Genomic DNA, 11,696 nt, shown 5'->3' on the forward strand with positions numbered 1-11,696 from the left:
CAATACCTTTAACGGAGCTTCATCATGAACAAAATGACTTTCAAGTCCTTCCGCTACACAGCCCTGGCCGTCGCAGCAGCCGCTTCACTGGCGCTGACATCCTGCGGCGCCTACGACGAGAGCCGCAACGCGGCCGCCCCCACCCCCGCCTACGCCGCCCCGGCCTCTGCCCTGACCATCGACGAGACCTGGGCAAAGGCCATCGACGGTGGCATGACCTCCGCGTTTGGAACCGTCAGAAACAGCACCGGCGAGGACATCACCATTGTTGGTGCCAGTACTCCGGCCGCAAAAACGGCTGAGCTGCATGAGGTCATTGCAGGTGCCGACGGCGGCATGAAGATGCAGCCCAAGGAGGGCGGCTTTGTGGTTCCCGCCAACGGTGAAATCGTGCTGGAGCCCGGCAACGACCACATCATGATGATGGGACTGGTCAAGCCGGTCCAGGCAGGGGACGAGATCTCCCTGACCTTGGAGCTCTCCACAGGCGACACCCTGGATTTCACCGCCGTGGTCAAGGACTTCTCCGGCGCCAATGAGGACTACGGCGACCTTGCAGACGATGAGGGCATGGACCACGGCACCGACACCCCCGCCGGCTCGCCCACGCATACCAAATGACCCAACAACCGAAGACATCTACAGCCCCCGCCTCTGAGCCACCCAAGAAACGTGGTGTGCCACGCCGGAACCTGCTCTTTGGTGGTGCCGCGGCAAGCCTAGGCGCCTTGGCAGGTGCGGCAACGCTGTTGCCGGGCGGCAAGGATCAAGGTGAGCTCCCGCCGTCGTCCATGGCAATCCATGGCAGCGCGACGGTGCCGTTTTACGGGGTGCGGCAGGCCGGAATCAGCACGGATGCGCAGTCGCACGCGAATTTTGTGGCGCTGGAACTGAATCCGGACCTGCCCGCTGACCGGATCAAGGCGCTGCTGAAACTACTGACCGACGACGCCGCCAGGCTCACCCAGGGCCGGGGCGCTTTGGCGGACACCGAGGTTGAACTGGCGGCCAGTCCCGCCCGTCTGACCGTGACCTTTGGCTTTGGGCCTCGGCTGGTGGAGCTGGTCAATCCGGCGCAGAAACCTGCCTGGCTCAAGCCACTGCCGGCGTTCTCCGTTGACAAGCTGCGCCCAGAATTCAACGACGGCGACCTGCTATTGCAGATCTGCTCCGATGATCCGGTGTCCGTAGCGCATGCCCAGCGTATGATGCTGAAGGATGCACGCAGCTTTGCCTCCGTGAAATGGGTGCAGCAGGGATTCCGGCGCGCCCATGGCACGGAAAACCCCGGCACCACCATGCGGAATTTGTTTGGCCAGGTGGACGGTACGGCGAACCCGCAGCCGGACACCGGATGGCATGAGGATGTGGTGTGGGGCCGGGAGGAAATCGCTCCATGGCTTGAGAACGGCACGTCTCTGGTGATTCGGCGCATTGAAATGAATCTGGACACCTGGGATGAACTCGATCGCCCCGGCAGGGACGCCTCAGTGGGGCGCCGCATGGACAACGGGGCGCCGCTGACCGGCACAAATGAGCACGATGAGCCGGACTTCGAGGCCTTGAACTCCTCTGGTTTCCCTGTGATTGAGGACTTCGCTCATATGCGCCGAGCTCGCCCAGAGAATCCTGTGGAGCGAATTTTCCGTCGTGGCTACAACTACGATGGGCAGCCGGCGGCGGGGGACATTTCCGGGTCGGGGCTGATTTTTGCCTCGTACCAGGCCGATGTGCAGAAGCAGTTCACGCCTATCCAGAAGCGTTTGGATGAGCTGGACATGCTGAATATGTGGACCGTTCCGACCGGTTCAGCCGTTTTCGCCATCCCGCCGGGCTGTGCGGAGGGCGGGTTCATCGGCGAGCAGTTGTTCACCTAAGTTGCCGGTTGGGCTGATTCCCTGCTCGCTGGAGGTGCCGAAATCGGGTTTCGACACCGCCAGCCAGCAGGGTTAAAAGGTAAACAGCCGCCGCACCACCAGACCTTCGGCAAGGTCATCGAGCCCCTGGTTGATTTCGGATAGGGGCTTGGTGTCCGTGTGCAGCAATTCAACCGGCAGCCGGCCGTCGCGCCAGAGTTGGATGTAGGCGGGGATGTCGCGGGCGGGGTCGGCGTCTCCCCTGTAGGAGCCGATCAGCCGCTTGCCCGTGCCCGCGAACTGCAGGGCCTGAACGTTGAGCATCTGGTCTGGATGAGGCAACCCCACGGATACCAGTGCCCCGCCCCGGGTGAGCAGGTCAAGGCACGCCTCCATGACCTTGGCACTGCCCACAGCTTCAATGGCAACATCCACACCATCGCCGGCATGCGCCGCAACGAGCTCTCCTGCCTGCCCTGGCGAGCCCGCAAAGTGGGCACCACATTTGCGCGCAAGAGCTTGCTTCTCCGGCAGCGGATCGATCGCGATGACCGTAGTCCCAGGAATCTGGGGCGCACCCATGACCGCGGCGAGGCCCACAGCTCCCAGGCCGAATACAATCACGGACTGGCCCTCGGTGACGTTGGCGGAGTGGATGACGGCGCCAATTCCGGTGATGGCGGCGCAACCGAACATGGCAGCGACATCCAGCGGGACGTCGTCGTCAATCACCACCACGGATTCCCGCGCCACCACGGCGTACTCAGAAAACGCGGAAACCCCCAGGTAGTGGTTCACCCGCTCACCCGACGTTGTGCGCAGAATGGCGTCGCCGTTCAGGAGGTCCCCGCTGCCATTGGACTCGGCACCGCGGTGGCATAGGGCGGGGCGGCCGTTGGTGCAGGCGCGGCAGTTCCCGCACATCGGGACGAAGACCAGGACCACCCGGTCACCTGTCTTCACACCCTGGACATGAAGCCCGATGGCGGCCACCATCCTGCTGCCTTCTCACCCGGGTCACCGCGGCCCAGCAATTCATCGCCACAAAGCGGTCCGTCACCCGAAAGCCCCAGCGGTGGACACAGTCTTTATAGCGGCCTAAAGGCACTGCAATAATTCATCTTCGGCTGCTTGAACGCTGCCCCCAACCTGGCAAAGTACTAGGAACGCGTGGACCGCTTGGGTTCGGGCTGGCTTGCTAGTTGGATGAGATAGTCGTTGTATGCATCCAATTCCGGCGTCCCTTCCGTTGCGATCTTCCTTTCGGCCCTGACCCAGCTGCGGGCTTCGTCGCGATGCCATCGAACGAGGATATACAAGAGCATCAACACTGAGGGCAATTCCCCGTAGGCCCATGCCAGGCCGCCGGCCACGGCCTGGTCGGCCATGGGGTCGACGTTCCACGAAGCTGGTGCAGTCGAGAAGAACGTGACCATGGGTTTGGTGGACATCATGATAACCACGCCAAAAAAGGCATGCAGTGGCATTTCAGCGAAGACATCGATCATCCGGCCCAAATGGCTCTGTCGCCTGGGGAGGGGGTCGGCCGAAAGTAGTGGGATGGTGAACAGGACTCCAGCGAACAGAAACACTAGTTCCAGGCCAACGTGCCCGTACCAATTTGTCAGAAGCCGGTCAGCCATTCCGGAGAAGTAGACGCCGTAGAAGCTAAGGAGAAAAAGGGGAACCATGAACGCTGGGTGGATAGCCAGGCGCCCCCACCTGGATCGCAAGCCCCAGATCGCAAGGCGTAGTGCTGGTAGTCCCAGGCCGTTCCGCGGCGTCGCCCGCAGCAGCAGTGTTCCTGGTGAGCCGAGTACCAATAGTGGCGGAACAGCCATCATGAGCGTGAGCTGTTGGAACATGAAAATTGAAAACATGCCCAATCCGTAACCTTCGATGCCGGCACCCATGACAACCATTACGGCCAAGCAACCGATCAAGAATGAGGCGGTGCGAATCGGCGACCATGACCGCCCTTGCCTCCAAAGTCGAATTGCCCCGGAAAGGTAGAAGATTGCCGCCAGTAGTGCCAGTACCGGGATGAGAGGCATGGGTTGGAAGTTTGGGGCAAGATATTGAGCCATCGATGGCGCCAAGGTGGGCAGCCAAACAGGGCCATCTATGTCAAAGTCAGACATCCCGGAGGCGCCCTTCGGGAGCTAGGGGCGTACGGACAGGTGGTTGAGGGGTTAGTCGAAGTCTGCCATGGCCAACCGTTGTTGACCGGTATGTCCAACATGTTTCAGGCCGAGTTCCAGCAGAATGCTGACGTGGGAATCGGCCAGTGAATAGTACGCCATTCGTCCTGATCGACGGACCTCTACCACTCGGGAAGCCCTTAGAAGGCGAAGGGCATGGGAGACGCCTGATTCGCTGAGTCCGGTTGTTGCGGCTACATCGCAAACGCACATCTCCCCTGACAGAAGGGCGGTGAGTATCCGAACCCGCCCTGGATCGGAGAGGAGTCCAAAGATGGCCGCAAGTTCCACTACGTCGATGTCGCGGGGCATTTGGGATTTGACCAGTGCGACCTTGCCAGCATCTACCAGTCTGCCTGAACACTCGCTGTCTGTGCCCGCCGTCAATTCTGCTGCCTCGTGTGTTGTTCCTGTCATTCACCAAGAATACCCTTTCCTGCTAATGGTTCGCATTTGCTTTAGGCGATGTCACTGAAATTGCTGCACCGGCCTCTCGACGAATGAAAGTCGCGACCGTTCCACTCCCCAGAATTAACGTATGAACAACTCTACATTTATTCTTATGGAATGCTGGCGATTATTGGTGCTGCCTGCCAAGAACCCTTTTCACGCCAGCGTAGGTCTAGGTTTGAGGAACATACATGGCGATGAAAGTGCCGGCAACGATCAATACCCGTGGCACTGCGCCTAGACTCTGGTGGCTCGGTGGTGCTGTCATCCTTGCTGTGTGCACGGTCTTAGTCGCGAGTGCTTTCGGCCGGGCGGGGCTTCCAACACTGGTTCGTGACCCCGGAGCCTTCGTTCGATGGGGGTATGGTGTTGCAAAAACGGTGCAAAATATTGCTGTCGCCTCGACCATTGGCGCCCTAATATTCGCCGCCTTCATTGTTCCCCGCACTAAGCAACGACCAGCGAGAAAGAGTCAAGTTGGAGCAACTGTGGCGAACCACGGAGGAGAGCATCCGGCATTCACTCGGGTCATGGTCCTTGCCATGACCTCCAGCCTGTTGTGGACGTTGGCCGCCCTGGCTGTTCTGATCTTCAGTTTCGCCGACATTGCAGGGATACCGATCTCCGGCAGCAGCGATTTTGCCGCCAAGCTCGCATCCTACGTCACAGAAATCCCCACTGGAACTGCCTGGTTGGTGGTGGTGACCATTGCAGCGCTAGTGGCGACAATGACATATGGCGCCCGCTCGGCAACAGCTCTTGCAGTTACGGCCGGTCTTGCCTTGGCGGGCTTGCTGCCAGTAGTCCTAATAGGTCATGCTGCCGGCGGCAGCGATCATGAACAAGCGGTCAATTCCCTTGGATTGCACCTAGTTGGCGTGTGTTTGTGGTTTGGTGGGTTGATTGCCTTATGCGTCGCCGGACCTGCCCTGGGAAACGAAAAGCCCTGGGTAGTGAAGCGATACTCAAACATGGCGGGCTTCGCCTTCGTGCTAGTCGTCGCCTCCGGCATTATCAATGCCCTCATCCGGATCGATGTCCCTGCCGGGATGGCTTCCGCCTATGGGTACATCTTGCTGCTCAAAACCGCGGCCACCATCTTCTTGGGGGTTGTTGGACTCATGCATCGAAAGTGGATTATTCCTGCTCTAACAACAACGAAGCACCCTGGGAAGGCACAGCGTCTGTTCTGGCGCCTTGTGGTTGTGGAATTATTGATCATGGGAGCCGTCAGCGGCCTCGCTGCCGGGCTGAGCCGGACACCAACTGGTACGGAGGCTATTGGCCCATCGCTGAGTCCGGCCGAAGTTCTTACCGGCTATCGACTGCCGCCGGAACTGACCATCGAGACATGGTTCTCGGTATGGAGACCGGATTGGCTGTGGATTGCCCTGGCAATCGTCTCGGCCTACCTATATCTCCGAGCCATCCGCCATCTTCAACTACGCGGCGACAGCTGGCCAGCGGCTCGAAGCGTGTCATGGCTGATAGGCCTGGGCCTGCTGGTGTTCTTCACCTCCGGTGGACCCGCTGTCTATGGGCGTGTCTTATTCAGTGCTCACGTGTTCGACCACCTTGCGCTGACGATGATTGTTCCGGTTCTCCTCGCGCTCAGTTCCCCCCTCGTGCTGGCTCTTAGGGTTTTTGAACCTCGCACTGACGGATCGATGGGCCCCCGAGAGTGGGTCGCTGCAGCCACCAAATCACGATTATGGACAGTGGCCACGCATCCAGGGCTTACTTCCGCGACCTTAATCGGGTCAATGGCTCTCTTTTACTACTCGGATGCATTCGGATTTGCACTCCGGCAACACGCGGGCCATGAGCTTATGAACGTCTATTTCGTGGTAATCGGGTGCCTCTTCGCCCAGTCAATGATCGGGAAGCGCGCTAGCACGCAATCAATGACTTCGTATCGGGCTCGCATCGTTTTGCTCCTGGTAGTGACAGTGGCTCAAGTGGCTATGGGAACTGCCTTGAGGTTCTCAACAACTGTGATTGAGCCTGAATGGTTCCTCGGCATGGGAAGAGAATGGGGCTTGGCCCCTCTGGCAGATCAACGCTCAGCCGGCGCCATCCAGGGGGTAGTCGGCCTAGCGATGGGCCTTATGATCATTCTCGTCATGTCCATTCAACGGCGAATTTCCGGCCTCGGAGTGGTTCGGAGCCGGATCACATACGGTGAGCTCGGGCGGAAAAATGCCGAGTGTATGCATATGGGCAAACCGCATGTTCCCTGTGAACGAGTCGAGAAGCATCAGTAACTTATCCAATACGACTGTCAAAATTCAGCGACTTCCCCTAGCGACTTGGAGATGACCTCATGAGCGACCACGATCACGCAGCAGCAGGTACCAGCCAGCGAGGCAAGCTTCTACTTGTTTTTGTCATAACTTTCACAGTCATGATTGCCGAAATAATCGGGGCTATTTTGACCGGGAGTCTCGCACTCTTGGCCGATGCAGGGCACATGTTCACCGACTCAGCAGGACTATTGATTGCGCTGCTTGCGGCGTCTCTGGCCCTGAAACCAGCATCGATAAGCCGTACTTGGGGCTACAAGCGCGCCGAGATCATTGCTGCGGCCGGACAGGCATCGCTGCTTTTGGCTGTAGGTGGATTCGTCATCATCGAAGGCATCCGCAGACTCTTCGATCCACCAGAGGTCGGAGAGTCCATGATGCTCTGGTTCGGCGTCATAGGCCTCGTTGGTAATGCTGTTAGCCTCGTCATCCTTTCAGCAGGACGCAACCACAACTTCAACATGAAGGCAGCCTTCCTGGAGGTGCTCAACGATGCGTTGGGCTCGATCGCCGTCATCGTCGCCGCCATCGTCATAGCAACTACCGGTTGGCTCCAGGCCGATGCTGTTGTGTCGTTGTTAATCGGGACGCTGATCATTCCCCGAACAGTGAAATTACTCCGTGACACCATCAATGTTCTGATGGAAAGTGTTCCCAAGGGCCTTGACCTTTCGAAAGTGCGTGAGCACATCCTCGCATTACCTAATGTCCTTGATGTCCATGACCTGCATGCATCATTGGTGGCATCCGGTACACCAGTGCTTTCTGCACACATCACTGTTGAGGACTCCTGCATGACTGACGGCCAGGCAGGAGTCCTCCTGACGAACCTGCAGGATTGTGTCGCCCACCACTTTGATATCGGCATCGAACACTCAACGTTTCAGATAGAAACCTCAACCCACCGTGACCAAGAGAATATCCATCATTGATGACGACGCATCCACCAACATCGACCACTCGGGAAGTCCCATCCAATAGTTGTCTAGGATCGTATGGCTATTGATGTCCGTAATTGTGATGGCAGGACTGATCTGGTCCACCAGTTGAATGCCTTGGTGTCAGATGCAAGACATTCAAAGAAATCCGCGCATTTTTGGTAAGCCTAAAGATGAATTCGTAAACAAAATCGCATTTATCACTGGCTGTGACCCGCTCCCCATCCACCGCCAATCGAAAATGCTAACCCTCGCCGCCGCGACTGCTAGCCAACAAGGCAAGTATGCGCAAAGGATGCCGGGCTCTTTGAATCTTTGCGGAAGAAATGGACTCGAAATGACCGCCAATGACACTGCCAAGTAGCCACCTACGTCAGCTCCCCCGATAACCCACATGATCACCCCACCGCCGTTTTCTCGTATCTAGCAACCACCTCGTCAAGAAAGGTATGGTGCCCATGGCTGCTGTTTGTGCACCATTTCGCTTCCCGCGGGCAGCGGTGATAGCTGTCGCCGTCCTGGGATTGCCTGCCGCAGCCCACCTGATGGCAGGGGGCCACCTGCCGCCACCGACAATTGTGGCTGCCCTCTCGAGTGTTGTCTTGCTCTCCGCAGTCTTGCTCGCAGGCATAAGAATGACGGGCCCGGTGCTCGTGGCGTACCTGGCTGCAGGCCAAACTACTCTGCACCATGCCTTCTCCGTATTTTCTGGTGACAGCACTCTCTTGTTCGAAAATGGGACACATCACGGAGTGGTGCTGGGCCCCGTGGCGAGGCCCGCAGTCGAGACGATCCCCACTGAGCACCTGGCTGCCGCTGATTCGCCACTTATGCTGGTCCTGCACGCCGCAGCAACAGTACTGGCTGCAATAGTTCTGGCGTGGGGAGAAGCCGCACTTTGGGCTCTTGCGCGCTGGCTTCGTCCCCTTGCTGTGGTACCAGAAGCTTTTGGGGTTGCTCCAACATCGAGCACCCTGACTGCAAAATACGGTACGCTCGCACGGCGATGGAGGTACCTTGGAAAACCGTCAACACGGGGGCCTCCGCGAACGGAAGCGCATCTGCCCGCATAGCCCCACCTACACGCCCGCAGTTGATGCGACCTAGTTTCCCGAACGGTCTATTGCCCTTCGGAGTGTACTTCGACGCACCTAGCGCACCAACGACTTAGAAGCACTGAAGAATAATCCAGTGGAACACAGAACAGAATTGCAGAGATACACCATGAAAAAATTTCAAATTCGACGCTACCGACTCCGCATGGCCTTGGCAGCGGCGGCACTTATTCCGGCATTCGCAGCCGCACCAGCACTAGCCCATGACGCGCTCGAATCCACCGTTCCGGGCGTTGATGCCACAGTTGCCGTAGCGCCCAGCTCAGTCTCGTTGACACTGTCCAATCCTCCGGCAGATTCCGAAAGCCTGAAACTCAGTCTCATCACCGTCACCGATGGGGAGGGGAAAACTGTCAGCGACGGCCAGGTCACCATCCAAGGTCCAACACTCTCCACTAAGATCACCAACGGCAGCTCCGGGCAATACAAGGTGTTGTGGCGTGCAGTCTCCTCAGACGGCCACCCCATTGAGGGGAACTACGCTTTCACTGTTCAGGACCTTAGCCAGGGCGCGACGGTCACTGCAGCGCCAACAACAGTGGTGCCCGAAGCCAGCCCAGCGGTGAACGCTGCCTCTGACGTGACCTCCGATCAACCTGAATCATCAAACGCAGGAGGCTTGGTTTTGGCAATCGGAATACCGGCAGCTATTTTGGCTGCCATTGTTGGAACCATGATCATCGTCCGTCGAAGCTTGCGCAAAAGCGAAGCTCCCTAGGCTAAACCCGTTGGCGCTTGGGAGCAAGTCCTTCAGTTGCCAACGGTGGATGGTCGATCCTCGATCAAAGCCTCAGGGATCGACCATCAATGCATCACGCGGCCATTGTCCGCCGGTTTCTGAGATAACGAGAAATACAGCCGCAAAGGGTTCCAAGGGCCATTACAACGAATGCACCCACTCCGACGGCGAAAAGAATGGTCGGTAACAACGTGGGCGGGCCCGACGCTTCGACGGCGGATATGATGGCCAGCCAGTAGGCCCCAGTTGCTACCAACCACGCTGCTCCAGCGAGAGCTACTAGCCACGACCACCCGGCGAACCAGCGTTGTCCGTCCTGGTATGACAGTGCCACCGCCACCGCAACAATGCCAGCCACAAGTAGCAGCTGCGCGCCGAATATGTATGCAGTGGCTATTAGGCCTACAGGAATGCAGAATCCACCGATGAACATGAGCCGTCGGGCACCCAGAGGCATCTTGGTGCCCGCGGCGACTTCCTCACGATGCATGGACGGGGCTGGCATCATGTTCGGGTCTGGGTCTGAAATTTTCATAAATCCTTACGAGTGGGTGGTGCCGCTGGCGAGTGCCCTATGAGGTCTGGTGGGGAAGTGGAGGGGCGGAGCGTCCGCAGACCGAGGATGTGTTCAGATCCGAGTAGACGAGCGTCTGTGCCGGAGCGAAGGAATTGGCCAGCTAAGTCCTGCGATCTACGCTGGCGTCAGTACATCAGTCCATGCTCACCCAACCCTCACAGGATCCGCCCAGCTTACTAGGCGAAAATAAAAGACATATGAACATACGTTCATACTACCGCCGTCTGATCTCTTGATCCGTTGCTTTCAGCCATGATGCGGAAGTGATTGTGCAGCGCCCGAGCGTCAGGGGCAAGCTGACTGTCATTCACACCGTGGTTCTGTAGCTCCCGTGACGGCTGTGGCTCACTAGCTATGGCATATCTGCATAGGTATGCTCGTGTACCGTTTCGCCAAACCCCGCCGGCGGCCCACGTCCAATCAACTCCTAGGCGGGGGTGGAGGACCCATCAGTGGTGCGCTAGCGCACCTTGGGGTGAAGCACATTGAACTGGCCATCGCAATTGCGACCAGTTATCAGATGTGCCGGGCAGAACTCTCGCCCGAATCCGACAGCTAACTTCGCCGGCGCCGAGAGGATTACCACCATGCCTTCCCACCGCCAGCACGGCCGTCGCCGTGCTCAAATGTCCGTGCCAGCTCCCCGCCATACCGGGCGCCATTGGTCCCTACCTCCAGCTACCGTTCCGAAGCGAGGCCGTCTCGGGCGAAAGATGGGCGCCATCGCCGCTTCCGGATTCATCATGGTCGCCACCTTAACGGCCGCTCACGCTGGCGTCGCCCACAACCCTGACACCTTGGATTCAACCGCGCCTTTAGCGATCGAAAAGAACCAGCCACAGGTGACTGCCAATAAAGACGTGGCACTCAGCTTCGCCGCGCCGGCCATCAGCAGCAAGCCGGCACCTTCGAAGGCTCCCGCCCAAGCCCAGTCGATCCCCGCCCAAGCCCAGTCGAGCGAGGTGCAACCTGCATCGCCGGCCCCAGCAACAACGGCGCCGGAAACTCCTTCAACCACTTTGCGCCCGCCACTAGCAAGCATGACCGTCAACTCTCCCTTCGGGTTCCGGTCTAACCCACTCTCGGGCGCCAGTGGAGAACTGCATACAGGCTTGGACCTAGCAGCGACCTGCAATACCGAAGTGTTCGCGGCTGGCACCGGAACAGTTACAGAAGCTGGATGGAGCCCGTATGGCGGAGGAAACCGCATTGTCATTGACCACGGCAATGGCATCCAAACCACATACAACCACCTGGCCAACATCGGACTCAGCGTCGGGCAGCAAGTCACCCAGGGAGCCCTAGTGGCGGGAGCAGGCACAACTGGTAACTCCACCGGCTGCCACCTCCACTTTGAAGTCATGGTCAACGGCCAGACTGTCGACCCTGACCCCTTTGTCTAGACCTCCCTCGCCAGCATTCCCACACTCCGAGCTGTCGTCCCAGTCCGGAGTGGGGCAAAAAAGGTTGCCCAGGTGCAAATTACTTGCTGTGTATAGGACCTACTTTCGATTTGG

The 11,696-nt window shown here is 58.6% G+C and carries 12 protein-coding genes and 1 riboswitch; of the genes, 8 read left to right on the plus strand and 4 right to left on the minus strand.

The window, feature by feature from the left end; translation table 11 throughout:
• The first annotated feature begins 24 nt into the window (after nucleotides 1–24).
• Together AB0O97_RS06180 and AB0O97_RS06185 are read left to right on the plus strand one after the other, a co-directional pair.
• Nucleotides 25–621, plus strand: a complete 597-nt coding sequence (locus AB0O97_RS06180; protein ID WP_258069108.1) for a copper chaperone PCu(A)C — start codon at nucleotides 25–27, stop codon at nucleotides 619–621.
• A complete protein-coding gene (locus tag AB0O97_RS06185; protein ID WP_363881056.1) occupies nucleotides 618–1,877 on the plus strand; it encodes a Dyp-type peroxidase in 1,260 nt (419 codons plus the stop codon). Before AB0O97_RS06180 ends, AB0O97_RS06185 begins: the two co-directional genes overlap by 4 nt.
• Nucleotides 1,878–1,949: 72 nt before the next feature.
• Here the strand turns inward: AB0O97_RS06185 and AB0O97_RS06190 are convergent, their stop codons facing one another.
• The 3 genes from AB0O97_RS06190 to AB0O97_RS06200 form a co-directional block, all read right to left on the minus strand.
• Nucleotides 1,950–2,852, minus strand: a complete 903-nt coding sequence (locus AB0O97_RS06190; protein WP_363881059.1) for a zinc-binding dehydrogenase — start codon at nucleotides 2,850–2,852, stop codon at nucleotides 1,950–1,952.
• Nucleotides 2,853–3,016: 164 nt separating this feature from the next.
• Nucleotides 3,017–3,997, minus strand: coding sequence for a cytochrome c oxidase assembly protein (locus AB0O97_RS06195; RefSeq protein WP_363881062.1), 981 nt, complete (start codon nucleotides 3,995–3,997; stop codon nucleotides 3,017–3,019).
• Nucleotides 3,998–4,048: 51 nt separating this feature from the next.
• Nucleotides 4,049–4,474 carry a metalloregulator ArsR/SmtB family transcription factor gene (locus tag AB0O97_RS06200; RefSeq protein ID WP_363881065.1) on the minus strand — a complete coding sequence of 142 codons (426 nt, stop codon included), beginning with the start codon at nucleotides 4,472–4,474 and terminating at the stop codon, nucleotides 4,049–4,051.
• A 599-nt stretch (nucleotides 4,475–5,073) separates the two neighbouring features.
• Between AB0O97_RS06200 and AB0O97_RS06205 the strand changes: the two genes are divergently transcribed.
• The 5 genes from AB0O97_RS06205 to AB0O97_RS06225 all read left to right on the plus strand — a co-directional run bounded on the left by AB0O97_RS06205 (nucleotide 5,074) and on the right by AB0O97_RS06225 (nucleotide 9,581).
• A complete protein-coding gene (locus AB0O97_RS06205) occupies nucleotides 5,074–6,771 on the plus strand; it encodes a cytochrome c oxidase assembly protein (protein ID WP_363881068.1) in 1,698 nt (565 codons plus the stop codon).
• A 59-nt stretch (nucleotides 6,772–6,830) separates the two neighbouring features.
• Entirely contained in the window at nucleotides 6,831–7,742 is a 912-nt protein-coding gene (locus AB0O97_RS06210) for a cation diffusion facilitator family transporter (RefSeq protein ID WP_104111917.1), read from the plus strand.
• Nucleotides 7,743–7,875: 133 nt separating this feature from the next.
• Complete coding sequence (locus tag AB0O97_RS06215; RefSeq protein ID WP_104111918.1) at nucleotides 7,876–8,112, plus strand: hypothetical protein; 237 nt, start codon at nucleotides 7,876–7,878, stop codon at nucleotides 8,110–8,112.
• 94 nt (nucleotides 8,113–8,206) lie between these two features.
• Nucleotides 8,207–8,821: a hypothetical protein gene (locus AB0O97_RS06220; protein WP_104111919.1), complete on the plus strand. Its 615-nt coding sequence runs from the start codon at nucleotides 8,207–8,209 to the stop codon at nucleotides 8,819–8,821.
• Between the two features lie 151 nt (nucleotides 8,822–8,972).
• Nucleotides 8,973–9,581 (plus strand): copper resistance CopC family protein, encoded by a 609-nt coding sequence (locus tag AB0O97_RS06225; RefSeq protein ID WP_104111920.1) that lies wholly within the window; start codon nucleotides 8,973–8,975, stop codon nucleotides 9,579–9,581.
• 94 nt (nucleotides 9,582–9,675) lie between these two features.
• Here AB0O97_RS06225 and AB0O97_RS06230 read toward each other — a convergent pair whose 3' ends face one another.
• Nucleotides 9,676–10,137, minus strand: a complete 462-nt coding sequence (locus tag AB0O97_RS06230; protein WP_363881073.1) for a hypothetical protein — start codon at nucleotides 10,135–10,137, stop codon at nucleotides 9,676–9,678.
• 422 nt (nucleotides 10,138–10,559) lie between these two features.
• Nucleotides 10,560–10,761: riboswitch (cyclic di-AMP (ydaO/yuaA leader) on the plus strand.
• Nucleotides 10,762–10,766: 5 nt separating this feature from the next.
• On the opposite strand from AB0O97_RS06230, the gene AB0O97_RS06235 reads away from it, so the two are divergent.
• Nucleotides 10,767–11,582, plus strand: coding sequence for a peptidoglycan DD-metalloendopeptidase family protein (locus tag AB0O97_RS06235; protein ID WP_363881076.1), 816 nt, complete (start codon nucleotides 10,767–10,769; stop codon nucleotides 11,580–11,582).
• Nucleotides 11,583–11,696: the final 114 nt, after the last annotated feature.

The sequence above is a fragment of the Specibacter sp. NPDC078692 genome (genome assembly GCF_040686835.1).
Lineage (GTDB): Bacteria > Actinomycetota > Actinomycetes > Actinomycetales > Micrococcaceae > Specibacter.